Source organism: Rathayibacter sp. AY1F3 (assembly GCF_002931975.1).
Taxonomy (GTDB): domain Bacteria; phylum Actinomycetota; class Actinomycetes; order Actinomycetales; family Microbacteriaceae; genus Rathayibacter.
The window spans coordinates 33,669-59,509 of record NZ_PSVF01000008.1 but is presented as its reverse complement, the minus strand read 5'-3'; the positions used below and the strand labels follow the sequence as shown (position 1 = coordinate 59,509).

Below are 25,841 nucleotides of genomic sequence, written 5' to 3'. Positions count from 1 at the left end.
CGTACACGACACCTAGGCAGTCGCACGGCAATTTGTTATTCTAGGTGCAACTAGGACGAGTCGCGGGTACAACATGACCGACTACAACGTGTCCTCACTCATCGACAAAGTAATCGCTCGAGCGAAAGACTCGTCGTTCAGTCGTGACCTCGTGCGTGGGTATCTCCAGGACACGCAGGACGAGGTGCTGAACCGCCACCGCTTCCCGTTCACCGAGGCCCGGCTTGTCGAGACGCTCTACGCCGACTCAACCACCTTCGCGTACGACAGCGGCCACCAGGAGATCCTGCAGCTCGTCCTGAGCCGTGCTGACCAAGCTGCCAGCCTGAGTCACCCTGAGTTCATCGAGCCAACCGAGTTCTTCGAGCGAAACCCAGTCCCTGACACGAACCCAGTCGGCCGCCCCTCGACCTACACCGACTACGGCGGCGAGCTGTACTGGGACCGACCACTCGACACTGACTACACGATCTGGCTGCGCTACCGCGTCGCCGCTCCTCGTCTCAGTGACGACAGCGCGCCCCTCATCCCCGAGGAGTTCGGCAACCTCCTCGTCGAGGGCGGGCTGGCCGGCGTTGAGCGCTACCGGGAGAACTTCGACGTGGCTGCTCTGCACGACCGCAGGGTCGAGGACCTCGCGGAGGACATGCTTCAGCGGTACGGGCTCCGTCAGCTACGTGTCGGCAAGGCATCGCTACGAGGACGACGTGGTTAAATCGCGCTTCGGCTACCGCACTGCGATCCCACCGCTCTCATCCGCGAAGGGGCAGACGAGGGCGATCAGCTTCAAGGACGGCGTGAACACGTACAAGGACAACGACGACATGAAGGTCACCGAGTTGGCCGCTGCCTACGACGCCCGCTTCGTCAAGATCGGTCGCTACCAGACCCGCCGTGGTCTGGATCACTACTCGGTGCCCGTAGGAGAGGCGCTGAACGCGTACGTCTCGTCGACTGCTTCAGCATCCGTCCTGACGGTCAGCGGCTCGCAGGCGCTGTCTCAGAAGCTCACAAGCACCAAGACCGAGCGCATCACCCGCGCTGACGTTCGCATCCGCTCGACGGCAACCAGCCGAGGCACCGTCCTCGTCGAGCTGTGTGCCGACGCAGGGGGAGTCCCAGGGGCTGTGCTCGCCCGTAGCTCGATCCGAGCTGCCGACGTGTCCAGCTCGTGGTCCTACCGAACGGTCCGCTTCGCGGCTGCTCCCGACATCAGTAACTCGACCGTCTTCTGGGTGACCATCCGCGGTCAGTCAGCGAACGTAGGGGAGTACGAGGTCAGCACCACCGGCTCAGCTGCAACGGCACTGTCGAGCGCGACCGCCGGTGAAGCCTGGTCGACCACTTCCGTCGCCGCCAACGTCGCGGTGCACTCATCGCCCGCTGGGGGAGTGAAGGGGCTCCCGCGTGCCTACCGATCGAACGGCCAGAAGGTCACCCTGTTCTCGGCCGGCGGCTCGGTCTACTCCGTCAACGACACAACGGGCTCTACGGCGGTCGTGAGGTCGGGTTTCAGCCAGCCTGCGACCCACGTCCGGACCCAGATGGTCCAGGACGCAACGTACTGGGTGAATGGCCTCGAGAAGCCTTGGAAGTACGACTTCAACGAGTGGACGCAGATCACTGCTGCGCCCTACACGCCAGACCTCATCATCGAGCACAAGGGACTGCTCTTCTTCAACGACGTCGAGGACCGTACGAGGATCTTCTACTCCAACTTCGCGGAGTACGACCGCTACACCAGCACTGACTTCATCTATGTTCCCGCTCCGAAGAGCTACGACGGCCTGACCGCCTTCGCCAAGCTGAACGGCGTGCTCTACCTGTTCGCGAAGCGCAACAAGTTCCAGCTCAACGGGTCCGACAACGACACGTTCAACCTCGACGAGGCGCCCGACCAACGTGGGACCTTCTCGCAGGAGTCGGTGGTCTTCGACGCGAACTACATCTTCCACGCTGACGAGGAGGGCGTGCACATGTTCAACGGGACCGAGAGCCGCAACCTGGCGGAGTCGTTCCTGGAGGACTACCTGGCGATCCCAAACAAGAGCACCATCCAGTTGGAGCTGTACCGCAACCGCCTCTACATCTTCCACGGGCCGCAGGGAGCGGCAGCGACCACCAGATGCTTCGTCTACAACCTCCTGCTCAACTGCTTCGAAGCGCTCGACTTAGGTACCCCGATCGGCCGGACGTTCAGCCGCTACGCGCAGGACGACGTGTTCCTCCAGGCGAGCAACCGCGTGGCAGCGATCTACTACGGCGAGCTGGCGACCAACGACCACCACAACCTGGGTGACCAGCTTCAGTACGAGCTCAGGACCGCCTACAACCACTTCGACACTCCCGCCTCCAGCAAGCGGGCACCGAAGCACTACCCGCAGTTCCCCTCGGTCACCGGCTCCTACGCCGTCGAGGTGGGCTACGACAAGGACTTCGCGGGCGCACCCTCGTACTCGTCCGTCGACGTCTCCGGCAGCGGGGCTCGACTGAACACCGGGCTCAGACTCAACACCGGTGTCCGTCTGGCCGGCCAGCGCATGGTCGAGCCGAGGCTCACCATCCCCGGGACCTTCAAACGGATCCAGCGCCGCTACCGCCACGTCGCCGCGCGCGAACCCGTCGAGCTGGACAGTGAAGTGCTGACGATCGAAACGCAGAGGCTGAACTGATGGCCAACAACTTCAACCAGATCAACTCGTCATCGTCGCAGGCCGCGATCGTTGCGCAGGTCAATCGCAACTTCGCGAAGCTCGACGCTGAGACGAACCTCAAGACCTTTGGCGGACAGAACAGCCCTGACAAGCTGCTGATCGGCAAGACCAGTGAAGAGACGCTTGGGCTCACCTACCGTAAGAACGACGACGACAAGATGAACGTAGGCCGTCTTCCAAACGGGGAGTTCGGCTTGGTGCTGAACGACGAGCAGGGCACGCCTTCGATCTACATGGCAATCACCGAGAGCGGCAAGCCCGTCCTCAAGGTGGCGAGGGACGGGAAGAACGCCGAGACAGACACGGGGGACGATCTGATCTTCGACTCCTCGCAGAACGTAATGAAAATCGTGAAGACCGGCACTGTGACCATGAGCCCACCAGCGAGCTGGCCGACCATGGGCGTCGTGACGCGGGTCATCCCGCACGGGCAGCCGACGATCCCTGCGTTCATGGTCTACGTGCAGAACCCAAGCGGGCTGTACTACACATACCCAGGCCTCTCGAATTTACCGTCGTATGTCCACCTCGGACCAACAGGAGAGATGATCTTCTCGTCGGCGCGCGCGGACTCGACGAACCTCTACATAGACCTCTCGAACGTCTCAAGCTTGAACGACGGTCTCGACGACCTCGTCTGGAGCTACAAGTATCTGATCTTTCAAGAGTCAGGAATCTGACCTATTTAAACTCCACTTGCTGCGTGTTATTCTAAAAGCAACTAGGACGAGCCGCGCGAGAACTTATTCATGGCCAGAAGCCTCGACCAGATCCTCTCGGAATTGAACCCAAGCTACTCGGGTAGTGAAAGCATCATCAATACTCGTCTCAACGCCATCCCGGGTGAGACTGAAGCGGGTGTCGCGCAGGCCGACGCGAAGCTGGCCCAGGCCAACACCAACATCCTGGACGCCTCACGCCGCCGTGGGCTCGGTTTCTCGGGCATCCCAGTGGGGGAGCAGGCCCAGTACGCCGCGACGGACTACGCGCCGGCCATCGCCAACCTGAAGTCGTCCGGAGCGCAAAAGGAGCTGACCCTCCAGGAGTCGCTACAGCAGCTGGCTCGTGACAAGCGGAGTCAAGCGCAGTCGATCTACGAGGGCGAGACGGCGCGTGACCTACAGGAGCGCCAGTTCGCGGAGCAAACCCGCCAGTTCAACGAGAACCTGGCTGCGCAGGAGCGGCAGGCAGCCGCGGCTCGCGCAGCGGCCACCTCTCCGGTCGCAGACATCTCCCGCTACCTCGGCGGTCAAGCCCAGGCAGGTCAAGGCGGGTCACAGCCATCCGTCTCGCGCAACAAGGCGGGCGGTTTCGCATTCACGGGCTCGAACGGCGCCCCGATCACCGCGGCGCAGTACGCGGCTCAGACGAAGCAGAGCATCGGCAACATCTTGTACGAGATGGGCTCACAGGGTGACAAGTCGGCTCAGTACGCCTACAACCAACTGAAAGCACGTCCGAACGATCCGACCACCCTCAACGTCCTTCGTACGCAGTTCCCTCAACTATTAGGAGCGGTGTAATGGACAACGGCTTCAGCAGACCAGCGTTCGACTTCAAGGCAACGCCAGCTCCGGCAGCCAAGAAGAAGAAGGGCTTCCTCCTTGACCAGATCAGTACCGGAGGCGGGATCGGCGGCGCGCTCGCGGGCGCAGCGGGAGGTGCAGCCCTCGGCTCGGTCGTCCCAGTCGTCGGTACAGCCGTCGGTGGACTCGTCGGGGCACTCCTCGGTGGTGGCATCGGATCAGCCGGTGGTGAACTCGCGGAGAACGCGATTACCGGTGACGACCTCGGCAAGAACGTCCTGAAGGAAGGGCTCATTGGCGGTGCGACATCGCTCCCGATTGGTGCAGGCCTCAAGCTGGCTCGTGCTGGCGTCAAGGTAGGCACTGGTCTCGGCTCCAAGTCGGCGGGTCAGCTCGTCCAAGAGGCAGGGATCCAGACCATCGGCAAAGGTGCCGTTCGCAAGGGCGTGGCGAGCGGTCGCTTCGATGACCAGGCTGGTCTGACCGCCGAGCGTCTCTTTGGTGGGAACCTCACCGGCACAGCGGTCGGCGGCACTGTTGCAGCAGGGACCTCAGCCGCTCCATCGGTCACCTCAGTGGGTGGTCGGCTCAAGAACGCTGGCAACAAGGCCCTGCTCTCGCAGTACGGAACCATCAGCAAGCCGTTCGCTCGCTCCACTGACCCAGCGGGCACCATCGCCACACTCGCTGACGCGGGCATCACGAAGCCGGTCGACGCCGAACGGCTCGCGGCAGCGGTCACGGGCTCAGACGGCCTCATCACCAAGGCAGTGTCTGACTCCGTCGGACGCGCAGGTGGAGTCAACATCGACCGCGTCCAGCAGGTCTTCACCGACGCCGTAGAGAACTACGGCCTCGTTGAGAAGGACCGCAAGTCGGTCCAGGCGGTGTTCACCGCGCAGATGAACAAGCTACGAGGCGGCGCTAAGGGCTCGGTGGCAACTGAGTTCAACCCCACGGAGGTGCTGTCAACCATGCGCGCGCTCGAGAAGCGAGCGGCCGACCTCACCGGCAAGGGTGACAATTACCGTCTGTCGACCCCAGAGCGGGCCGACCAAGCAGCTGTCCTCAAACTGGTCCGAGACGAGCTGGAGGATGCGCTCTACACGGGTGCGGGTGCAAACAAGCAATTATCGAACACCCTGACACCAGCACTGAGATCCCAGCTACTCGACCTTCAGCCCAACAACCCGCAGTGGGCGAAGTACGTGGACCAGAACGTCATGGGTGCCAAGACTGTTGGCGACCTACGGGGCTCGATGGCTCCGTTCGTCCGGGTGGGCAAGATCATCGACGAGGGCGAGAGCAACTCGCTGACTGCCGGCGGACGTGTCGGGAACGCGTTCAACGCTGGAGGTGTCAAGAGCATGATCGGCGAGGCTGTGACGAACGTGGTCAAGAACCCGGTAGCCAACGTTGCCGGGAACACCCTCCGCTCAGCGAGCCAGCTTTCTGGCGGTGCGCTTCGAGCTGCGCCGACGCCAGGTCAGGGCGCTCTACCGCTCGCTGGCCGTCAGCTCGCGGGTCGGTTAATCACCGGATCCGAAGACGCTGCAGCAGACCCGTCGCTTGAGACAGCCCTGGCCTCTAGCCAGCTCGGCGGAGGGTTGGCAGCCGGCACGACGCCAGATGCTGCTCAGACCAACCCCACCGGCTACTCGTCGCAGGAGCTTGGACAAGCACTGATGCAGGCTCTGGCCGCTGGCGACTCTGCCAGCGCGGACGTCCTGAAGGACATGTATGCGCTCTCGACCGAGTTCGAATCGCAAGGAGCAGGCGCGGAACTGAACAGCGTCCAGCAGAAGAACCTCATCGCTGCGGGCAACGCAGAGACCGCGCTCCAGCAGCTTGAGACCCGACTTTCAGACGCAGGAGGCGGCTCCGGCGTATTCGGTGGACGCGTAGCGAACACGCTCGGGGACTTTGGTCTGAACGGCTCTGCAAAGCTCTACAACGACGAGCTTCAGAGCTACGTGCCGGTCATCCTGCAAGCGTTGGGCAAGACGGACGCCCCGTCTGAGACTGAACTCAAGGGCATCATCAAGACACTCCCTCAGATAACTGATAGCCCCGAGCAGGCGCGGGCAAAGCTCGCAGGACTGCGTGCACGCATTGCAGCGGCTCAGCAAAATACAATGCTTTATGGCGGCAGTGCAGCTACTCCAGCGCTTTAGTCTTTACCGCATCAGCACAACTTGGTATTCTAGTAGTAACTAGGACGGGTCGCACTGAGATAGACAAAATGGGTGTAGTAACCGTCCCACAAGCTAATCCGAATGACGAGCTCACTGACACCCTGATCAACCAGGGACCAAACGCGATCGCGGCTGCCGTCAACGGCAACCTCGACGACGCGAATATCTCTGCCCTCAGCGGCTCGAAGATCAGCGCAGGCACCCTGACTGCGGCCGCAGCAGACACGAACTCGAACCCGGAGACCCGGCAGAGCGAGACTGTCGGCAACATCGTCTCGTCCGGCCTGATCTGGTCGCAGACGTCCGGCCTGAACGGGACCATGACCAGCGGTGTGGCGTACGTGGCGGGGAAACGCCTGCCGGTGCCTGCCGTCGCGTCGTACGGCTTCGCCGCCTCGCGCGACACCTACATCTACGTGGACAACACCGGAAACGTGCAGTACAACCCTCAGGCGCTCGGTGCGGCACGACCAGCGACGCCGGCCAACAACGTCCTGGTCTCGAAGGTCACCACCAGCGCAGGTGCCGTCACTGCTGTGAGCGACCAGCGGAACACGACTCTCACCGATGCTTGGCGCTCCTGGACCCCAACGTGGACCGACCTCACGATCGGCAACGCGACCGTCGACTTCAGATTCGTCGTCATCGGGAAGACGGTGCACATCAGGGGCAAGCTCATCTTCGGTACCACCAGCTCGTTCACTCCGTCGAGCGGACTTTCGTTCACGGCCCCACTCGAATACAGCCCGACCTACAACGTTCGCCAGCAGATCGGGAACCTCAGCATCGAGGACGCGGGCACGGCTTCCTACTACGGCGTAGTGCGCATCAACGACACCGCCAGCACCAGCAAGCTCCAGCTCGGCGTCTTCGGGGCGGGTGCCGCGTACGCGAATTTCGCCAGCATCACGTCTTCAGTGCCGATGACGTGGGCCGCCGGGGACCAACTGATGATCGCCGCTACGTACGAGGTGGCCTAATGGCAGACTTCGTCATTCCAAAAGACCCCACCAACAACGACATCATGCTGATCCTGGTGCAAATGAACAGCACGCTACAGGCCGTCGAAAAGCAAGCAATCAAGACTAACGGCAGGGTGAATACTATCGAGGAGTGGAAGACTGGGCTTATTGCCGTCGCCCAGCACCAGCGCGACAACCCCGGCCAGCCTCAACAAATTAACGCACCGAACGCGACAACCGTGCAGGTGATGACTCCAACAAGATGGTTTCAATCGAAGGAGCTTGTCGGTGCGGTGGCGCTCGTCGCGGCTGCAGTCGCAACTGCTCTCACCGTATGGGCGGGGGTCTCCCAATGATTACGTTCGCAGTCGTCGCACTCCTACGGCTCATCCCGTACCTCTTCGCCGCCGTGAACGCCTGGACGAAGGGCTACCGGTGGCTCACCGCAGCCACCACCCTCGTCTCGATCCTGGTGGTGTGGAACTTTGTCGCGCCGCTCTCACCCGAGTGGTCTGGCCTGACCTCGAGCATCTTTGCCCTGCTTTTGATGTTCCACGCGCTAGACCTCAAGCCGAAGGAGCCACGCTCATGACGCTTGAACAGTTCCTGGCCGCGTATCCGATCGGCGGGTCCTACGGCAACCCCGGCACCGGCACCTACAAGGGCCAGTGCGTCTCGTATGTCCGCCTCTACATGGAGGCGGTACTTGGCATCAAAACCGCGGTGTGGGGTAACGCTGTCGACTACTGGTCCAACCCGGCGGTGCTCGCGCACTTTGACCGGGTTCCGGCCGGCCAGGAGCGCGACGGTGACATCCCGGTCTGGGGAGACGATCCGGGTTCATGGACAGGGCCGGAGGGCCACATCGGCATCCGGCACAACGGGCGGCTGCTCAATCAAAACTTCGGCGGCAGCTTGAGGGTCAGCATCAACACGATGTTCGCACCCGGGCTACTCGGCTTCCTAAGAGCGAAAGGAGAAGAAATGATCAAACCCAGTGAAGCACAGGTGAGGGACGTGTTCTCGCGCTACGCAGACGCAGTTCCAAACAAAGACCAGGTGCCGTATTACGTCGGCAACGACGTGCGGCAACTGCAGGGCGACATCCTTGGTACCACCGTCCCTAGTGCTGACGAGGTGAAGGATGCGTTCGCTCGACTCGCGCCGTGGGCGGACGACAAGGCGGCTCTCGGCTACTACACGGGCAAGCCAAAGTGGCTGCTCTACAAGAACCTGGCCGGTGCACTTCGCGACAAGCTCGACGAGGCACAGAGCGCTCAAAGCGGCGCGGGTGCGGACAAAAAACTGGCGGCCATCAAGGCCGCGTTAGACATCAAGTAAAGGAGATTATATGACAACAAGTAAAGCATTAGCAGGAGCAATCGTCGCGGTACTCGTGGCGCTACTCGCAAAGTACGGCATCGTCCTCGGGGACGAGCTGAACGCAGCGATTACGATCCTGGTAGCGGCAGGAATCGGGTTCATCGGCGTCTACATCGCACCAAAGAACAAGGAACTGTAATGAACAGGCTCGGAGAGATCACCAGGGGGGACGACCAAACCATCCGCGTGCCGGTCACGTCGCTGTTCGGTGATCTCACGAGCGCCCGTGCGTACTTCTACGTTGTGCCGAAGATGGCAGCGCCAGCCGACACCGTCGCTGACCCTGCCGCCCTCATGACAGCAGAGCTGACCAGCCTCGCGGCCGACGCCCGCACCCTCGAGTTCGTGCTCAGCTCGCAGCCGTCCGTGCCGAATTCATCTCTGATCCCGCTCGGTCAGTACAACTGGTACGTCCGCGTCGTCAGCTCGACCGGCAAGGTCACCAGCGTTCGTCTCAAGGGCAACGTCGTCCAGGTCACCCCGCCGAAGGGAGATCCGCAGGTACGCACGACCACCCTCTCCAGCTCAGCCGTCGCCACGGGGCCAGCTGGTCCCGGTGTGGCGAAGGGCGGAAGCACCGGCCAGTTCCTGAGGAAGCGGTCCTCCGCCAACTACGACACCGAGTTCGTCAGCCTGACCAAGGGTGACGTGGAGCTCGGCAACGTGGACAACACGAGCGATCTCGACAAGCCGATACCGACAGCGACGAGCAGCGCGCTTGCGACGAAGGTCGACAAGGTGGATGGGCTCGCGCTGAGTAGTAACGATTACACCGGGGCCGAGAAGACGAAACTCGCCGGGATCGTTTCGGGAGCTACGGCCAACGCCGCCGACGCGAGCCTCCGTGATCGCACGACGCACACCGGCACCCAGGCGGTGGCGACGGTGGTCGGGTTACAGACAGCGTTGGACGCGAAGGCTCCTCTTGCCTCACCAGCGTTCACCGGCACGCCTACGGGCATCACGAAGGCCCACGTCGGTCTGGGGAGCGTCGACAACACGTCTGATCTGTCAAAACCCATCTCTTCGGCGGTTCAGAGCGCGCTCGACCTCAAGCAAGAACTCATCCTAATCAACGTCAAACGGTTCGGCGCGGTAGGGGACGCCCGACTGCTCACGGACGTCTCCATGACCAGCGGATCTGCGGTGATGGCGTCCTCGTCAGCAAGCTTCAGCGCAGCGGACGTAGGCAAGGGCGTCTCCGTCTACGGAGCTGGCTCTACTGCGTACCCGCTGCTGACGACCATCCTGTCCGTCCAGTCCGCGACGCAGGTGACACTTTCGGCTGCCGCATCGACGTCCGTGACTGGCGCGCAGTTGATCTACGGGACTAACGACACGACCGCTCTCGCGAACGCCGCGACCGCAGCCGCCAACAGCGGGGGGACCATCTACCTGCCGAACGGCTCTTATTTCAACAACAACCCCGTGGTCCTACAGAACTTTGTAACTCTTCGGGGCGAGTCGATGACGGGTGTCTCGCTGTTCAATAATGGCATCACAATCGCGGGCTATAGCTGCGAAGTAATAAACCTGACGGTCGAGCTGAACGGGCGTAGAACATCGGGGGCTCGTTACAACGGGATTACGGTGCAGGGCGCGAATCACACGATCGACAACGTAACGATCCGCAATTTCACAAACTACGGAATCGAGCTGCGCAACAACAGCGCCTTCGGCGGCGGTTGCAAGAACGTCTTTATCTCTTGTGCTGATATCGCTAACCCTCTTGGCGCTAACGCCAATGGTGGAAGTATCCTCGTGCTCGCAGGCTACAACAATATTCACATCGAGGGCTGTTCTCTCGGGATGAACTCGAACAACGGTAATCCGATCGAACTATACGGGGTTGGCGACGTTGCAAACCCTTCTGCCAATACCCACTTCTACTTCCGGGACAATAAGGTCATCGGGCCCTTCAGCAAGTCTGGCTACTTCGTAGGCAAGAAGGTGCACATCACTGACAACGACTTTTTCTGCGACATCCAACTCGCCTCGGCTGGTGGTAACGAGAATCTTGCGGACCCAGCGCTCGCGTTCACATCTGATTCGATTGTGTTCGACGGTAATACGATCGACACCAAGACCGGGACAACAAGCTCCGCGTATGTGGCAATCGTGGCAGGCGCTCACCCTTACACCGCTCACATTATCAGCGACATCGTCGTGAGTAACAATGTATTCAAGGACGGGTTCCTGAAAATCAGTGACTCAGACGGAGATAGTGGCTATGTCGAGGAGTTTGCAAGAGTCAGCGTCAAGGGAAACCATTTTTGGAGCGCATACCAATCAAACATCCAGCTCATCTGCCGCGGCAACACGATGACTATGAACAACCTGTCGATCGACGACAACACCTTCTATCAATGGAACAGTTCGAACGTGGGGGCGCGCTACGCCATACAAATCGCTTCGTTAGCCGCCGCCGCTCCAAACGGCGTCATCGCCTTTTCGCGGGCGTCGATCCGCGGCAACAAGTTCGGCCCAGGCCTGTCGGGGAGAACTGTTGCAATCCGAATTCAGAACGGGAACACAGCCTTCAACAGCTTCACCGGATCTATAAACGTGGACAACAACGACTTCTCGGGTGTCACGATCACGGAGGATACGCCGGGCATCTTCGTCTACAACAACCTGCGCACGATCTCGACGCAGGTCACCCAGCGCTCCGCCGCCACCACCCTCGACGCCACCTACTGCTCAGTCGAGCTGAACACCACCGCAACCCAGACGCTGCCCGCCCTCGCGACTTGCCAAGGCCGCATGTACGAGTTCGTCAACATCAACGCCGCCGCCGCGACCATCAAGGGCAACGGCGCCGAGCTGATCGGCAACGTGACAACGGCCAACACCTACACGCTGCCGTCCGGCTCGGCCGTGACGCTGAAGGCGTTCCCGTCTGCGTGGAGGGTCGTCTGATGACGTACAACCCGAACGCCGACAGCCTGATCTTCTCGCAGACGGCCAACCGGACGATCACCAACACCGCAGCGGAGACCAGCCTGCTCGGCACCGGTGCCGGCTCGAACCTGATCAAGGCCAACGCGCTCACCGTGGGCAAGCGCATCCGCATCCACGGCGAGGGGATCTACTCAACGCCCCTCGTCGGGTCATCGCTGACCATCCGCGTCAAGCTCGGGGGAGTGGTCGTCGCCTCGGTGGTGACGTCCGCGCTGCTCGCGAGCGCGACGAATAAGGCCTGCACCTTCGACTGCCTCATCGTCGTCCGAGAGGTTGGCACCGCTGGCAAGGTGATCGTTGGCGGTGAGGCCTCGTACTCCATCGGCGCGAGTAAGTTCTTCCAGGACATCGACAACGCCGGCGCCATGACGACGCTCGACACCACGGCTGACATGTCGCCGGACGTGACGGTGCAGTGGGACCTCGCAAGTACGACGCGCTCCATCACGAGCACCATCGCGACGGTCATGGTCGTCTAGGACGCCGCTCCCGCTATCGCCTAGCGTCTCGGTCAGGTTCATGGCACAGTGCGGTCCATGACCTTCGACAACTGGCGAGCACACCGGGAGCACATGCATCAGTTCGAGAGCAAGCGTCTCGAAGCAGACCAGCACGCATTGGCTGCGGATCGCCAGGGGATATCAACAGCGACATCGGACGCGATCCGCGCAATCATCGACGCCGATATCAAACCGCAAAAGGTTTACGCGACGGAGCGCCTGCTGGATGGAAGGGGTAGAAAGATCTCTCCTTCGTTCACGGGCGAAGAGCTCGGCGAGGGCTGGTATTTCACTACGCGTGGAAACGATGAGTTCGCAAGCATAGCAAGGTGGGTGCTAATGAGTACCTACCGGATTTCTGCCGCCTACCGATCTTCTATCGACAGTAGCACCGCCGGACATGAGATCCACGGTAAAAAACGGCTGCTCCGTAGAGACTGGAAGCCAGAGGGACACTGGATTGCAGTCCAAGGACGTGGTGATTGGAGAGAGCCCACTACGGACCAATTCGTTGTCGGCATCCGCGAGCTACTTCGAATCTTTGGCTGAGCTTTCAACTAGCAGTAATAGATTGAGGACGGACGCGTCGTTTAGAGGTGGTGCAAGTTCGCCTACGATCGACCGCTCCTCGGCCCTCGGATCCGACGTCTCGTGCCACGTCACGTGCAAGTTGTTCGCCATCCAGAAGGTGAGGAGCGAGTCGCCCTCTTCCGTCAGCCCAAACTTCTGGCCCGGTCCTGGGGCTATCTGGTCCCTCAACTCCAGCTCGTCCACGAGCAGCGCGACGAGCGCCCTTCGCAGGGCTGACCGTCGCGTTGACCGCAGGTGCATCTCCGAAGCGTGCAGCGCCAGCGTCGTTCTGGCCAAACCAATGTAGATCGGACGTTCGGTCTTGACCGGGAGCAGCTCAGCCGGCCAGAACGGTGCCAGCGCTCCAGACAGGTCCCACCATGCGTACAGACCCGGCCCGTGCTGGTCTAGAAGATCCCCCGGAGGATGTGGCACGGCGGCCAGTAGGGCGTCCCTCGACTCGCGCCAATCCATGAACGCAGTCTAAGCAAACCGTCAGACGTTGGGAAGAAGTGCGCTGCAAGGTCACTCAGGGCGCGGTGAAGCCTGTGCAAGCGCAGACGTGGGTCTTAGAGACGTTCGGCGATTCAAGCGCGCTAGGGCGGCTCTCAATGCGAATTTGTGTATAGTCATGGTCGACCATTCACTACCCGGAGGCTGATATGGCTCAGAAGCTCACACTCGTCGATGACCTCGACGGCAACCCGATCGAAGATGGCAAGGGCGGAACCGTCCGCTTTGCTCTCGAAGGAGTGTCGTACGAGATCGACCTGAACGACAGCAACATCGAGCAGCTTCACGCGGCGCTGGCGACGTTCATCGACGCCGGCCGCAAGACTGGCGGGCGCGCAGGCGCGTCTTCCGCGCCGTCCAACTCGTCTGCCAAGAAGAGCAACCCGAAGGAGCTTCAGGCCATCCGCGAGTGGGCGAAGTCCAACGGCCACACGATCTCAGACCGCGGTCGCATCCCCTCGACGGTGATCGAGGCGTACGAAGCCGCACACTAGCTCGTGACACGACAAACGCCCCGCGCAGTGGTTGCGCGGGGCGTTCGTCATTACTGGATGGAGCTGGCCAGGTCGCGAAGCAGGTCGACCTGGTACTGGATTTCCCGCTCGACCCCGTTCGTCATCGCGTCAAGGACGTCCCGAAGGCCGCTGCTGTAGTCGAGCGGTTCGTCGTCACCGGTGATGCGGACGATGGTGGTCCGCACCTGGTCAGCCGCACGTCGCATCTCTCGTGCCTCCGACGTCAGCCGGTCACCAAGCGACTCCAGCTCGTACGTCTTACGGGTGATGTCCTCGATCAGGCGCTCAGTGTCGTCCATCCTCGTCGTCCTTCCACTCGCGGATCCCCATGTCAGGGACTGGCTTGTTGTTGCGCTTCGGCGGCGCGGCAGTTCGTCTGGCGATGCCCTCGCGCATGATCTCGTCGCTCGACCGCAGGTACAGTCGCCGGCTTCGCTCGAGAACGTGCTGACGGGTGCCGGTGGGAGGGCTTGGCGTAATAGCTCGGATCGACACAGGGGTCGGCCTTCCTGATTTGGTCGAGATTTGGGCGAAGGCTTCATACGGCTCGTTATTCTGAAGATCAAACTCGCCTACGAGATTGCGATCCATTTCGTCTCGCCACATTCGCGCTTCGAAGTTGCCGCTTCGGAAGATAATGCGGTTTCGAACCGTGTTTGGAATTGCGGCCTTGATGCGGTGGTCCATCGTCTCCATGTACTGAGTGGCCGCGTTGACCCCGAGGTTCATCTGGCGGGCCCTTCTGAACATGTCGTCGATGTTCACCGGCAGCTTCGCCGTGAGTTGTAGCTCATCGAGGAACAGGTAGTTCGGCTTTTCAGCGCGGTTCCGATTCACGCTGGTCCACAGCGCGTTGATGAGCAGTGTTGCCATGGGAAGAGCCGTGTCGTCCGAGATCCCCGCGAGGTCAATGACGACGATCTTGTTGCCGTTGACGGCCTCGTCCATTGTGAACGAGCTACGGGTCTGTCCGAAGAGGTCGCGGGCCTCGGGACGGGCGGTGAGTTGCCAGAACCTGTTGAGGAGTGGAGCGGCTTCGTTCGTACGCAGCCTCTTGTCTTTGCTTTTCCAGAGCGCCCAGAAGCGCTTTAGGTCAGCATCGCGGACGTTGTCCATGAGGGACGACGCCCAGGCCTCCTCTTCTGGTGAATCAGGAGCGACTAGGAAGGGTAGGTCGTTCAACGTGTAGCCACCCGCCTCAACGAGGGTCTGGATGCCGTGGAAGAGAAGCTTGCGAAGGTTTACTCCCTGCACGTCGTTGTACAGCGCGGTCATCAGTGCTTCGATGTCACGCGCCACCGTTTCGGGGTTCCCTTGATCGAGCAGGTTGAAGCCCACCGCGGCACCGGTGTTGAAGGCGGGCCGGATGATGATCGTGTCGTCGATGCGGTTGGCGGGTATGAAGTCGAGGATCCGGTTCGCCAGAGTCTCCGCGGAGCCGCTGTTGTTCATATCTACACAGAACACACCGTTCCCGTGCTCCATGAACTGCCTGGCCATCTCCGCGAGGAGGCTGGTCTTGCCAGTCCCGCTCTGCCCACCGACGTAGGTGTGGTGCACGGTGTACGGCCAGTCGATGGCGATGGGGCGTCCGTGACCGGGGAAGTTGCTGGTTCCGATGACGAGGCCTTCGCGGGAGACGTGCTCTCCTGCGGCGATGAGGCGCACTCCGCCCAGCGGGAGACCCGAGATGAACGGGTCCATGATGGGCCAGGCGGCGAGCCCGACGAGCTCACCGACTGTCACCTGCGCTGGGAAGATCGGAGGCGTCGCAGCTCGGTTGATCTGATCGCCGATGACTGAAGCGTTCCCGTTCCGCTTCGTCAGATGGTTCGCGTGCGTGGACGTGGACGACATGGAGGCGAAGGTGTTCGCGACCAGCTGTTGTGCGCGGGGGACTGACGGAGCGCTCGCCCCGATGCGTCCGATCGCGAGGTAGTTGACACCACCGAGCTTCTTGCGTCGGTCTTCGAGCTCGTCGTTGCCGGCCTCCTGAGCCCCAGCGATCACCTGTTTGATCGAGGCTTCGTTCGACCGGCGCGCTCCGTCTTTGGCAGGCATCGGAGCGCGTGGTGCGGCTGAGATGACCCACTGCACTACTACTTGCTCTCCGAGGAGGAGCGCCTGGATGCTCGCGAGGATTGAGGTCGAGAGGTTCTTGGGGTTTGACACGTTGAGCTGACGCGAGGGCGAGCGCATGCCGATCTCGACCGCGGCGTCGAAGGACTGTGCCGCCCTCTCAATCCGGGTGAGGTTGATCCCCGGGATTTTTGCTCGAAGCTGAGACTCGACGTGGTCCGCTGCGTTCGAGGGAACCGTCAAGTTGAAGACGATCCCCTTGTCTGTCGCTCGAGTCTCGAAGACGATCGACGGGGTGGGGTCGAGCCACCTGCTCCGAAGCGACCCCGCCAGGGTCTCGAGCCAGGCCGCGATGGAGTCCTCGTTCACTCCGGACGGGTATGTGATTGTGAAGGCGACACGAGCCGCATCGAGATTGCGCTGACGTTTAGACATTACGGTAGACACCACCATTGAAGTAGAAGCGAGAAGAACGAGAGTGGAAACAGTGATGGGCAGCATAGTTGCTGCCCATCACTGTGCGACCACTCCTAAGAATCGTCAATAGTTTCGCGTGAATATCCTGATCAGCTTGATCGTGCCGAAGATCGCGACAACGATGATCAAGACCGCGATTGCCCCGCCGAGAAGCGGAAGGAACGGCTCCACCGCGGCGGCGGCGACCTGAAGCAGGATCGCCGCCACCACGAGGAAGAACAGTGCGCTCCAGGCTCGACGCACTTAGAGCCGACCGTCTCGCTTCAACTTCGGGAGCAGCTTCTCGGCCGCCTTCTGCTGAGCAGCAGCGTCACGGACTCCATCGATCAGCTCCCGCTCGATGGCTCGGTTGCGGTCGAAGCGAGTTGCTGCTCCGTGTGCCTTCACGATCAAGAAGGCACCGAAACCGGTGATGCTGGCGACGACGATGAGGATGAAGAGCAGGATCAAGCCGCCTGCTGCGATGTCTGGGGTCAAGATGATCTCTCTTTCACTCGTAGTTCTGCGTGGTGATGCGGATGTGTGGGGCAACGAGCTCATCGATCACTTCGATGTCGCGAACAACGTTGCCAGCGGCGTCCCGGTGAATCTCTCGGGTGCGGCGGTAGTGACCCTGGACGCTTGCTTCGCTGTCCAGCACGCGGTGGCCGGCGATCTTCTCAAGCATGGCTAAACCGGGCGGGTCCTCCTGCCTGTCCCCAGCGGCTCTGAGCGCGTGGAACCGGTGCATGAAGTCGTTCAAGTTGGCCTCCCTCTGCCTGCCGTTCTCAGTTGGCCCATCAGCCTCCTCGTAGCAAGCCCTGGCTCAGACCGTACCAGCATCGGATCGAGCTGGCAAGACTCAGGTTGCACCAGGGTTGCAAACTGAGATTCGGCGTCTAAGATGGACACATGGACGATGACAACCTGGAGTTCACGGCCGACGACATCGAGGACGACCTGCTTGAACTCATTCAGGAAGAGGGCATGTCGGAAGTTCGCATGTCTGCCCTTGGTCGCAATATCGAACGGGCGTATGAGAATGATGATCCGCGCTACTTGATGTCTCGGGTCACTCGAGAACTAGACCGAATGGATGACGACAAGTACGTTCGAGCGCTGCGATTTGCGTTGGCTATTGATCACAATGGCGCGGCTCTGTCGCGCAGACGTACTGCCATGAAAGAGACTGTCGAGTCCGTAAATCCGCTCAGCGACGACACTATTCGGCGCTGGGAGCGGCGCGCCATGCGGGTTCTAGCTCGTCGTCTTTTCGCCGACGCTGCCAAGTGGAAGAAGCAAGGCAATCTGAAGCACCAATACGCGATTTTCGCGGGTACGAGCGAGGACGAGGGCCGCAAGATTAAGGCCATCGAACCACTTGTTCTTGACCACGAACTAGAGATTGCCTACCTACGCCGGTCGGTCCGTAATATGCTGTGGGTTTTCGAATTGATGATTGACCGGGGCATCCTCCGTTTCGACGAAGAGGATACCGGGGCGAAGTGGGTAGTAGACCATAATCTAAGGTTTGCGAAGATCTTCCTCCATCATTCTGTTTTCTTAGAGGATGAGTCGGAGTTCGCGTTGATGGACATGATGAAAGATCTGTACAAAAAGGATCGCCTAGTCAAGAAGACGAGTGCGGAGTCGCTGGAAGCGGCTTATCTCAAGGAAGCGGCAAGAGATCAAGCAGCAATGATGGCTCGGTTCGACGAGGCAGAAAGGTCCGCGGCTAGGCTTTCCACTGAATCCGAACGTACTTCGGATTGAAGACCCACTGCTTGAATCGCGTCTGCTTCAGTCCGACCGGGACCGGGTCTATCCAGACCCGGTCCACGACGAGGTCCAGGAGTTGCCGTCGCCACTGGAGGTCGGCGCTGTCCCAGGTGTCGCGGAGACTGGTCCCGCTGGGTACGGTGACGAAGACAGAAGCGGCCGTCATCGCGTCGATGTTCCTGCCGAGCGTTGCCAGGCGGGCTGAGGCCGCGGTCTTGGCCGAGCGGTACTCGTCGTAGGTCAGGGTGCCAGATCCGTACAGGTTCAGGATCTCCTTGAGACGGGCCTCCTGCTGCTGGCGCTCTTCGAGGAGCTTCCGCAGTTTTGGCGACTCGCTGGACGATGCCGCCACCAGGCGTCCGAGGTGATCCGAATCCAGGCGAAAGAGGACGGCTTCCTTCACGAGGTCTTCAACCGCTCCGCCGATGCGTGAGACCTTGCCGCAGCCGATCCTTCCCTTCTCATCGTCCATAGCCCGACACCGGTAGCTCGGGGTGAAGGAACCGTCTCGCTGCTGCTTGCTGAAGCTGTTCATGCGGTTGCCGCACCGACCGCAGTAGGCGAAACCGAGGAGGAGGAACTTGCGGAACGGTCCTCGTTGCTTGTGGTGGCTCTGGCTCACGAGGATGGCGGTCTGGAGTCGCTGCCAGGTCTCCTGGTCGATGAGCGGCTGCCACTTCGCTGCGTATTGAGCGGTGCCGTTGTGGTCGCGGATGCCGACGTTGCGAGGCCGGATCGCAACATTTCGCACCTTCAAGGCGTTCCAGCCCTTGCCGTGCTGCGTGAGGATCTTGCGAGCGTTGAGGTCGAGGGCGATGGTCCGCCAAGAGTCACCGGCAATGAAGCGGTCGATCATCTCGCGGACGATGACAGCCTCTGACTCGTCGATGATCATCGATCCCTTGAGCCATCCAAACGGACGCTGTCCACCGCTCCACTCGCCGTTCTGTGCAGCCTGGAGCTTGGCAGCCTTCTGGCGCTCGATGCCGATCTCGACTTCGTAGCTGGCGACCGCACCGTGGATGCGAGCACCCATGCGGCCGCTGGGGGAGTCGAGGCGGAGCGGGCCGGCCTGCACCGTGAACGTCGGGATGTTGAACTGGTCCGATGCCTCTATATACGGCTCTAGCTCAGTGGGGCGGCGGTGCACTCGGTCCGTGTGCCAGGCGAAGACGGCTTCGATGGCGCCAGAACGCATCGCTGCCAGTAGCCCTTCGTAGCCAGGCCTCCGCTTGCCGCTGTAGGCGCTGACGTCGTTGTCACTGAAGACGGTCACGACGTCGTAGCCTTCGCGCTCTGCGAGCTTCCGGCAGTCCGTCTCCTGGCGCTCGACGCCTAAACCAGCACCGACACGGTCTTTCGAGATGCGAACGTAGATCGCCGCAGGGCGCTGGGGGCTGTCGATAGTGGGGCTGATCGGGTATTTCATATCGGTATTACTAAACATGAGTATGGGCCTCCTGCGTGGAGTCGTCAAGATCTTTTGACGAGGCCCCCGAGTTCTCGTCCGTCGCCCTCGATGCGTTGCGCCAGCCGCTCGAATCCGGCGTGATCCGCATCCACCGCGCGAACGCCGTCGCCGAGTTCCCCGCGCGGGTGCAGCTCGTCCTCGCGGCGAACCCGTGCCCGTGCGGCCGCTTCGGCATCCCCGGAGAGACCTGCACCTGTGCTCCCTCGGTCCGCCGCCGCTACCTCGCGCGGCTCAGCGGACCGCTGCTCGACCGCGTCGACATCCGCCTGACGGTCCGCCGCATCAGCGCGGCTCAGCTGGCCGCACGTCGAGACACGTCCGGCATGTCGACGGCGCAGGCCCGCGCCCGTGTCGTTGCGGCGCGGTCCCTGGCAGCGGCTCGCCTCGCCTCCACTCCGTGGACGCTCAACTCGGAGGTCTCCGGCGCCTGGCTGCGCTCGGACCCGGTGCGCCCGACCAGTGCCGAGTCCCGCACGCTCGACCGGGCTCTGGAGCGAGGTCTGGTGACCATGCGCGGCTACGACCGGGTCCTGCGCCTGGCCTGGACGCTCGCGGACCTCGACGCAGCCGACCGGCCGAGTGCCGCCCACCTCGCGCGCGCGCTCGTCCTCCGCGGGGGTGCCGCGTGATCCGGCCCGACGCGCTCTTCGACGCCGCGGAGCTCGACGCCGTTCGTCGACTGCTGCCGAGCGGTTCAGCCGATCAGGACTCGGCTGCCGACGGCGAGCCTTCGGGCGAGTCCGGCTGTGCTCGGAGCGCGCTCGTCGACGCTGCAGCCCGATGCGGCTGGAATTCGCTGACCGAGCCCGGCGACTCCGTCGCCGCCCTCCTCATCGAGAGGGTCGGCGCGGCCGAGGCCTTCGCCCACGTCGTGTCCTCGTCGTCCGCGGAGGAGATCCTCGCGTCCCCGCATCGCGCTCCCTCCGACGAAGGAGGCGCGGCACTCGCGCCCCTCGACTCCGAGGTCGCCGCCCTGCAGTCGGGGCTGGCGCGCTGGCGACCGCGCCTGGACCGCAGGCTGCTGTTCCGCCGGCTCGAGATCGCCGAGCGACTCGGCGCCCGGCTGCTCCTGCCCGGGGCTCCCGTGTGGCCCGAATCGCTCGACGACCTCGGGCCGCACGCGCCACTCCTGCTCTGGCTGCGCGGTGATCCTGCCGCCTTCGATCCGACGCACCGCCTCGCCCTCGTCGGCGCCCGCGCTGCCACCGGCTACGGCGAGCACGTCGCCGCCGAGCTCGCCGCGGGTGTCGCGGCGCGAGGCGTCTCCGTCGTCTCGGGCGGTGCCTTCGGGATCGACGCGGTCGCCCACCGCGCCGCCCTCGGCTCCGGAGGCCGGACGGTCGCCTTCCTCGCCGGGGGAGCGGACCGCCTCTACCCGACGGCCCACGCCGACCTTCTCCACCGCATCATCGCCACACCCGGCTGCGCCGTCGCCACCGAGGTCCCACCGGGCACAACCCCAACCCGCTGGCGCTTCCTGCAGCGCAACCGCCTCATCGCCGCCTCCACCGCGGGCACCGTCGTCGTCGAGGCCGGCGCCCGCTCCGGCTCCCTCAACACCGCCGGCCACGCGGCTGCCCTGGGCCGTCCCCTCGGCGCGGTCCCGGGCCCGGTCACCAGTGCCTCCTCCGCCGGCTGCCACCGGCTCCTCCGCGAGTACGCGGCGACCTGCGTCACCTCGCCGGCGGACGTGCTCGAACTGCTCGCCGTCGGCGACGCTGACGGATCGTGCCGATCGCTGACCGCGACTGAGGCGCGAGTCCTGGCCGTCGTCGAATCCGAAGGAGGCTGTGACGCCGCAACCGTCGCCCGGCTCTCCGGGGAATCGCTCGACTCGGCACTATCGGCGCTGGGTGCGCTCCTCGCCGACGGACGCGTCCACCGTTCCGAGGACGGGGACTGGGAGCGGGCACCCGGGTGAGCGGCCCCGCCGCCGCGGCGCTGTCGGCGGTCCGCCCTACGCTGAAGGGGCATCGGCGAGGGGAGCGGCATGGACGCCACTGCAGCAGGACACAGCGGGGAGCGCCCGCGGCTCGGGCACTTCCGCGCCGCCGACAGGGTCATCGCGCATCTGAGCGACACGCACCTGCTGGCCGACGGCGCTCCGCTCTACGGGAAGGTCGACACGGTCGCCCGCCTCGCGCAGGCGGTCGGCCGTCTGGTCGAGCGCGGCGGACGCCTGGACGCGATCGTCGTCACCGGGGACGTCGCGGACCGCGGCGAGGAGGACGCCTACCGGCGCGTGCGCGAGCAGCTCGACCCGATCGGCGAGCGGTTCGGCTGCCCGATCGTCTGGGTGATGGGCAACCACGACGAGCGGGGAGCCTTCCGACGGGTGCTCCTCGAGCAGGACCCGGCGGGCGCGGGACCCGTGGACCAGGTCGTCGACCTCCGCGGGCTCCGGCTCATCGCGCTCGACAGCGCGGTGCCCGGCTTCCACCACGGCGACCTCACCGACGCCCAGCTGGCCTGGCTGAAGGACGAGCTCGCCGCACCGGCCCCGCTGGGGACGATCCTCGCCCTGCACCACCCTCCGCTGCCCACGCCGCTCGGCGCGATGACCGTGCTCGAGCTGCGGGGGATCGACCGCCTCGAGGAGATGGTGCGCGGTACCGACGTCCGCGCGATCCTCGGCGGCCACCTGCACTACCCCACGGCTGCGACCTTCGCGGGCGTGCCCGTGCTCGTCGCCGGCGCCACCAGCTACACGATGGACCTCGGAGCACCCGAGCGGGAGCTCGCCGGCGTCGACGGAGCGCAGAGCCTCTCGCTCGTCCATGTCCACCCGGAGACGGTGGCCGCCTCGTTCGTGCCGACGGCACCGGCCCCGATCGCGACGCGCTTCGGCACCGACCTGATCGAGCGGCTCGAGGGGCTCGACGAGCAGGGGCGCATCGACCTCTGGTCGCGGATGCCGGACGGATCATGACCGGCGAGACGCTCGCCGACTCGGTCGAGCACTTCCTCCGCTATGTGCTCGACGAGCGGTCCCTCTCGCCCGCCACCGCGAAGGGCTACCGCTCCGACCTGGCGCGCCTGATCGCCCACACGGAGGAGGAGGGGCGGCTCCTCACCGCCGAGCTCGACCTCGAGCTGCTGCGCGACTGGCTCTGGCGAGAGTCGGAGTCGGGCATCGCCCGCGCGACCCTCGCCAGGCGCACCGCGGCCGTCCGCTCCTTCTCCTCCTGGGCGAAGCGGACCGAGCGGCTTCCCCTCGACGTCGCCGCACGCCTCAAGACGCCCAAGTCGGGACGGACACTGCCGCGGGTCCTGACGCTCCCGCAGGCGGAACAGGTGCTCGACACGGTCGCGGCGCGCGGCGCGACAGAGGACCCGGTGGCGCTGCGGGACCTGGCGATCGTCGAGCTGCTCTACGCCTCCGGCATCCGCGTCTCCGAGCTGGTCGCCGTCGACCTGGGCGACGTCGATCTCGGCAGGCTCACCGTGCTCGTCACCGGCAAGGGCGCGAAGCAGCGGGTCGTGCCGTTCGGCGTGCCCGCGAAGGAGGCGCTCGTCGCCTACCTCGATCGCGCCCGTCCCGCTCTCGCCACCGGTGACGGCGGCCGCGCGCTCCTGCTCGGCCGACGGGGGGCGAGGCTCACCCCGCGCACGGTCTACGGCGTCGTGGCGAGGCTCCTCGACGGCGGCCAGGGCTCCGGACCGTCCGGTCCGCACACGCTCCGCCACACCGCGGCGACCCATCTGCTCGACGGCGGAGCCGACCTCCGCGCCGTTCAGGAGCTGCTCGGCCACGCGAGCCTGGGCACCACGCAGATCTACACCCACGTCTCGACCGAGCGGATCCGCGACGCCTACCGCCTCGCCCACCCCCGCGCCTGACCGGACGCGCGAGTCACCGGACGCACCCTTCCGCGCCACTCGCTCAACACCCTGCGCCACGTCGTCCATCGGCAGAAGCACCGCCCGGGGGATCCCGCCGAAGAACCGCATCGGCGAGACGTAGTCGCCACCCTCGCGGACGCCGAGGTGCACGCACCTCCCGTCGCAGTGGCCGCTCGCACCCACTGCTCCGACGGGCTGGCCCGCGGTGAGGACCTGCCCCGCCGTCACCGATCCGTCGACCGGCTCGACCGTCGAGACCAGACCGTCCGCGTGCACGATGCTCACCACGGACCGGTCGACCACCCTGCCCGAGAACGACACGGTGCCCGCCGCGACGGCGACCACGGGCTGCCCGGCCGCTGCCGCGAGGTCGATCCCGCGGTGCCCGGGGGCGTAGCGGTGGGCCGGCGCGCCCCACGGCTCCACGACGGAGAACCCCGGGACGGGTGAGGTCCACCGCGGGTCGGACCGGCCGGGGGACGAGGTGCCGGAGGGCGAGGCGCCGAGAGGCGCCCCGACGAGCAGAGCGGCGAGGGCGAACACGCCCGGGCGCAGGAGTCGGGATCGGAGCATGCGGCCACCCTCCTGGAGCCGGTTCGGGACCGGTGGTCGGCCGAGCGGATCAGGGGAGGAGAGCGCGACGGGCCCGGCTGTGGAGGGAGGACATCGGCCGGGGGAGAGCGCAACCCGTCCCGGCGGTGCCGCGGCGAGGAGTAACGTGCCGGTGATCCGGCTCGGGAGCGGCACCCCGCCCCCACCGGCGGCGAGAATCGGAGACGACCATGACCAGCGGACGATCTGACACGACCAGCGGGAGAGCGGACATCCCGAACCCCTCGGCGGCGAAGCTGAAGAGGAAGGTGATCGGCCTCGCGATCGCGGCGGCGGTCGGTGGCTTCCTCTTCGGCTTCGACTCGTCGGTGGTGAACGGTGCCGTGGAGGCGGTGCAGGGCGAGTTCCAGCTCTCGGCCGCGCTGATCGGCTTCGCCGTCGCCTCCGCGCTGCTCGGCTGCGCACTCGGCGCGTACCTCGCGGGCCGCCTCGCCGACCGCTGGGGCCGCATCAAGGTCATGCTGCTCGGCGCCGGGCTCTTCTTCATCTCCTCCATCGGCGCCGGCGCGGCGTTCGCGGTCTGGGACCTCGTGCTCTGGCGCGTGGTCGGCGGCCTCGGCATCGGCATCGCCTCCGTGATCGCTCCGACCTACATCTCGGAGATCGCGCCCAAGGCCATCCGCGGAGCCCTCGCGTCGCTGCAGCAGCTGGCGATCACGCTCGGCATCTTCGCCGCCCTGCTCTCGGACACCCTCATCGCGAACGGCGCGGACGGCGCCTCCGAGCCCTTCTGGTTCGGCGTCGCCGCCTGGCGCTGGATGTTCATCGCGTGCGCCGTGCCGGCCGTCATCTACGGCCTCCTGGCCCTGACCCTGCCGGAATCGCCCCGCTACCTCGCGACCCGCGGCCGCTCCGAGGACGCCCGCGCGGTGCTCGCGACGGTCACGCCGCGCGACGAGGTCGACCAGGCGCTCGCGGACATCCAGAAGAAGATCGACGAGGACTCCGAGAACGCGAAGCGCTCCAGCCTCCGCGGTCCCGCCCTCGGCCTGCTCCCCGTGGTCTGGGTCGGCATCCTGCTGTCGGTGTTCCAGCAGTTCGTGGGCATCAACGTGATCTTCTACTACTCCACCTCGCTCTGGAGCGCGGTCGGATTCGACGAGTCCAACTCCTTCGCGATCTCGGTCTTCACCTCGGTCGTGAACGTCGTCGTCACCTTCGTGGCGATCTTCCTGGTCGACAAGGTCGGCCGGAAGCCGCTGCTGCTGGTCGGCTCGGCCGGCATGGCCGTCTCGCTCGCGCTGATGGCCATCGCCTTCAGCCAGTCGACGATCAGCGGAGAGGACGTCTCGCTGCCCGGCGCGTGGGGGCCGATCGCCCTCGTCTCGGCGAACGCGTTCGTCGTCTTCTTCGGTGCGACCTGGGGCCCGCTGGTGTGGGTCCTCCTCGGCGAGATCTTCCCGAACCGGATCCGGGCGGCCGCCCTCGGCCTGGCGGCCTCGGCCCAGTGGATCGCGAACTTCGCCATCACGGTGACCTTCCCGATCCTCTCGCAGGACGTGTCGCTCACCCTGGCCTACGGCCTCTACGCCGCCTTCGCGGCGATCTCGTTCGTCTTCGTCTTCATGTTCGTGCCCGAGACCAAGGGCCGCTCTCTGGAGGAGATGGACACCCTGCACATCCGCACCGTGATGAAGTCGGCGCGCAAGTAGCACCGGTCTTCCGAGCCCCGACGGCCGCCCTCCCGCAGCAGCGGGGGAGGCGGCCGTCCTGGTGCTAGACTCCACGGAGCACCTCGCTCGTCGGGGTGACTACGCGCGCC

The 25,841-nt window shown here is 64.2% G+C and carries 27 protein-coding genes and 1 pseudogene; 20 read left to right on the top strand and 8 right to left on the bottom strand.

Annotation, left to right across the window (positions count from 1 at the left end; translation table 11 throughout):
• Positions 1 to 73: 73 nt before the first annotated feature.
• The 13 genes from C5C39_RS06860 to C5C39_RS17195 all read left to right on the top strand — a co-directional run bounded on the left by C5C39_RS06860 (position 74) and on the right by C5C39_RS17195 (position 12,790).
• On the top strand, positions 74 to 715 hold the full coding sequence (locus C5C39_RS06860; RefSeq protein WP_104352976.1) for a hypothetical protein: 642 nt from the start codon (positions 74 to 76) through the stop codon (positions 713 to 715).
• Between the two features lie 445 nt (positions 716 to 1,160).
• Entirely contained in the window at positions 1,161 to 2,672 is a 1,512-nt protein-coding gene (locus tag C5C39_RS06855; protein WP_146083887.1) for a hypothetical protein, read from the top strand.
• The gene (locus tag C5C39_RS06850) at positions 2,672 to 3,394 is read left to right on the top strand and encodes a hypothetical protein (protein ID WP_104352974.1); all 723 of its coding nucleotides are present in this window, start codon (positions 2,672 to 2,674) and stop codon (positions 3,392 to 3,394) included. The genes C5C39_RS06855 and C5C39_RS06850 overlap by 1 nt, the downstream gene beginning before the upstream one ends.
• Positions 3,395 to 3,463: 69 nt before the next feature.
• Positions 3,464 to 4,237, top strand: a complete 774-nt coding sequence (locus tag C5C39_RS06845; protein ID WP_104337028.1) for a hypothetical protein — start codon at positions 3,464 to 3,466, stop codon at positions 4,235 to 4,237.
• Complete coding sequence (locus tag C5C39_RS06840; protein ID WP_146083886.1) at positions 4,237 to 6,414, top strand: hypothetical protein; 2,178 nt, start codon at positions 4,237 to 4,239, stop codon at positions 6,412 to 6,414. Before C5C39_RS06845 ends, C5C39_RS06840 begins: the two co-directional genes overlap by 1 nt.
• 68 nt (positions 6,415 to 6,482) lie before the next feature.
• Positions 6,483 to 7,415 carry a hypothetical protein gene (locus C5C39_RS06835; protein WP_104352972.1) on the top strand — a complete coding sequence of 311 codons (933 nt, stop codon included), beginning with the start codon at positions 6,483 to 6,485 and terminating at the stop codon, positions 7,413 to 7,415.
• Positions 7,415 to 7,753, top strand: coding sequence for a hypothetical protein (locus C5C39_RS06830; RefSeq protein ID WP_104352971.1), 339 nt, complete (start codon positions 7,415 to 7,417; stop codon positions 7,751 to 7,753). Before C5C39_RS06835 ends, C5C39_RS06830 begins: the two co-directional genes overlap by 1 nt.
• The gene (locus C5C39_RS06825) at positions 7,750 to 7,989 is read left to right on the top strand and encodes a hypothetical protein (protein ID WP_104352970.1); all 240 of its coding nucleotides are present in this window, start codon (positions 7,750 to 7,752) and stop codon (positions 7,987 to 7,989) included. Before C5C39_RS06830 ends, C5C39_RS06825 begins: the two co-directional genes overlap by 4 nt.
• Positions 7,986 to 8,738, top strand: coding sequence for a CHAP domain-containing protein (locus tag C5C39_RS06820; protein WP_104352969.1), 753 nt, complete (start codon positions 7,986 to 7,988; stop codon positions 8,736 to 8,738). Before C5C39_RS06825 ends, C5C39_RS06820 begins: the two co-directional genes overlap by 4 nt.
• 10 nt (positions 8,739 to 8,748) lie before the next feature.
• Positions 8,749 to 8,919: a hypothetical protein gene (locus tag C5C39_RS17455; RefSeq protein WP_181136338.1), complete on the top strand. Its 171-nt coding sequence runs from the start codon at positions 8,749 to 8,751 to the stop codon at positions 8,917 to 8,919.
• The gene (locus C5C39_RS06815) at positions 8,919 to 11,699 is read left to right on the top strand and encodes a hypothetical protein (protein ID WP_104352968.1); all 2,781 of its coding nucleotides are present in this window, start codon (positions 8,919 to 8,921) and stop codon (positions 11,697 to 11,699) included. The genes C5C39_RS17455 and C5C39_RS06815 overlap by 1 nt, the downstream gene beginning before the upstream one ends.
• Positions 11,699 to 12,220, top strand: a complete 522-nt coding sequence (locus C5C39_RS06810) for a hypothetical protein (protein ID WP_104352967.1) — start codon at positions 11,699 to 11,701, stop codon at positions 12,218 to 12,220. Before C5C39_RS06815 ends, C5C39_RS06810 begins: the two co-directional genes overlap by 1 nt.
• A gap of 57 nt (positions 12,221 to 12,277) precedes the next feature.
• Positions 12,278 to 12,790: a hypothetical protein gene (locus C5C39_RS17195; RefSeq protein WP_146083885.1), complete on the top strand. Its 513-nt coding sequence runs from the start codon at positions 12,278 to 12,280 to the stop codon at positions 12,788 to 12,790.
• Here the strand turns inward: C5C39_RS17195 and C5C39_RS06805 are convergent.
• Complete coding sequence (locus tag C5C39_RS06805; protein WP_104352966.1) at positions 12,770 to 13,285, bottom strand: GIY-YIG nuclease family protein; 516 nt, start codon at positions 13,283 to 13,285, stop codon at positions 12,770 to 12,772. The genes C5C39_RS17195 and C5C39_RS06805 overlap by 21 nt on opposite strands.
• Before the next feature lie 188 nt (positions 13,286 to 13,473).
• On the opposite strand from C5C39_RS06805, the gene C5C39_RS06800 reads away from it, so the two are divergent.
• The gene (locus tag C5C39_RS06800; protein ID WP_104352965.1) at positions 13,474 to 13,818 is read left to right on the top strand and encodes an Lsr2 family protein; all 345 of its coding nucleotides are present in this window, start codon (positions 13,474 to 13,476) and stop codon (positions 13,816 to 13,818) included.
• Between the two features lie 50 nt (positions 13,819 to 13,868).
• Here the strand turns inward: C5C39_RS06800 and C5C39_RS06795 are convergent, their stop codons facing one another.
• The 5 genes from C5C39_RS06795 to C5C39_RS06775 form a co-directional block, all read right to left on the bottom strand.
• A complete protein-coding gene (locus C5C39_RS06795) occupies positions 13,869 to 14,138 on the bottom strand; it encodes a hypothetical protein (protein WP_104352964.1) in 270 nt (89 codons plus the stop codon).
• The gene (locus C5C39_RS06790) at positions 14,125 to 16,287 is read right to left on the bottom strand and encodes a type IV secretory system conjugative DNA transfer family protein (RefSeq protein WP_104352963.1); all 2,163 of its coding nucleotides are present in this window, start codon (positions 16,285 to 16,287) and stop codon (positions 14,125 to 14,127) included. Before C5C39_RS06790 ends, C5C39_RS06795 begins: the two co-directional genes overlap by 14 nt.
• Before the next feature lie 171 nt (positions 16,288 to 16,458).
• Complete coding sequence (locus C5C39_RS17450) at positions 16,459 to 16,605, bottom strand: hypothetical protein (protein WP_181136337.1); 147 nt, start codon at positions 16,603 to 16,605, stop codon at positions 16,459 to 16,461.
• 33 nt (positions 16,606 to 16,638) lie between these two features.
• On the bottom strand, positions 16,639 to 16,872 hold the full coding sequence (locus C5C39_RS06780) for a hypothetical protein (RefSeq protein WP_104352961.1): 234 nt from the start codon (positions 16,870 to 16,872) through the stop codon (positions 16,639 to 16,641).
• A 13-nt stretch (positions 16,873 to 16,885) separates the two neighbouring features.
• The gene (locus tag C5C39_RS06775; RefSeq protein ID WP_104352960.1) at positions 16,886 to 17,137 is read right to left on the bottom strand and encodes a hypothetical protein; all 252 of its coding nucleotides are present in this window, start codon (positions 17,135 to 17,137) and stop codon (positions 16,886 to 16,888) included.
• A 149-nt stretch (positions 17,138 to 17,286) separates the two neighbouring features.
• Between C5C39_RS06775 and C5C39_RS06770 the strand changes: the two genes are divergently transcribed.
• Positions 17,287 to 18,147, top strand: a complete 861-nt coding sequence (locus C5C39_RS06770; protein WP_104352959.1) for a hypothetical protein — start codon at positions 17,287 to 17,289, stop codon at positions 18,145 to 18,147.
• Here the strand turns inward: C5C39_RS06770 and C5C39_RS06765 are convergent.
• Positions 18,110 to 19,600: a recombinase family protein gene (locus C5C39_RS06765; RefSeq protein WP_104352958.1), complete on the bottom strand. Its 1,491-nt coding sequence runs from the start codon at positions 19,598 to 19,600 to the stop codon at positions 18,110 to 18,112. The two genes, C5C39_RS06770 and C5C39_RS06765, sit on opposite strands and share 38 nt — an antisense overlap.
• Before the next feature lie 17 nt (positions 19,601 to 19,617).
• On the opposite strand from C5C39_RS06765, the gene C5C39_RS06760 reads away from it, so the two are divergent.
• The 4 genes from C5C39_RS06760 (at position 19,618) to C5C39_RS06745 (ending at position 23,464) form a co-directional block, all read left to right on the top strand.
• Positions 19,618 to 20,253 (top strand): ATP-binding protein, encoded by a 636-nt coding sequence (locus tag C5C39_RS06760; protein ID WP_104352957.1) that lies wholly within the window; start codon positions 19,618 to 19,620, stop codon positions 20,251 to 20,253.
• Positions 20,250 to 21,545, top strand: coding sequence for a DNA-processing protein DprA (gene dprA / locus C5C39_RS06755; protein ID WP_258075790.1), 1,296 nt, complete (start codon positions 20,250 to 20,252; stop codon positions 21,543 to 21,545). The genes C5C39_RS06760 and dprA overlap by 4 nt, the downstream gene beginning before the upstream one ends.
• A gap of 69 nt (positions 21,546 to 21,614) precedes the next feature.
• Positions 21,615 to 22,553 (top strand): phosphodiesterase, encoded by a 939-nt coding sequence (locus C5C39_RS06750; protein WP_104352956.1) that lies wholly within the window; start codon positions 21,615 to 21,617, stop codon positions 22,551 to 22,553.
• Positions 22,550 to 23,464: a tyrosine recombinase XerC gene (locus tag C5C39_RS06745; RefSeq protein ID WP_104352955.1), complete on the top strand. Its 915-nt coding sequence runs from the start codon at positions 22,550 to 22,552 to the stop codon at positions 23,462 to 23,464. The genes C5C39_RS06750 and C5C39_RS06745 overlap by 4 nt, the downstream gene beginning before the upstream one ends.
• Before the next feature lie 171 nt (positions 23,465 to 23,635).
• Here the strand turns inward: C5C39_RS06745 and C5C39_RS17970 are convergent.
• A pseudogene (locus tag C5C39_RS17970) lies at positions 23,636 to 24,040 on the bottom strand (murein hydrolase activator EnvC family protein); the annotation flags it as partial.
• Positions 24,041 to 24,249: 209 nt separating this feature from the next.
• Here C5C39_RS17970 and C5C39_RS06735 point away from each other — a divergent pair.
• On the top strand, positions 24,250 to 25,731 hold the full coding sequence (locus C5C39_RS06735; protein ID WP_104352954.1) for a sugar porter family MFS transporter: 1,482 nt from the start codon (positions 24,250 to 24,252) through the stop codon (positions 25,729 to 25,731).
• Positions 25,732 to 25,841: the final 110 nt, after the last annotated feature.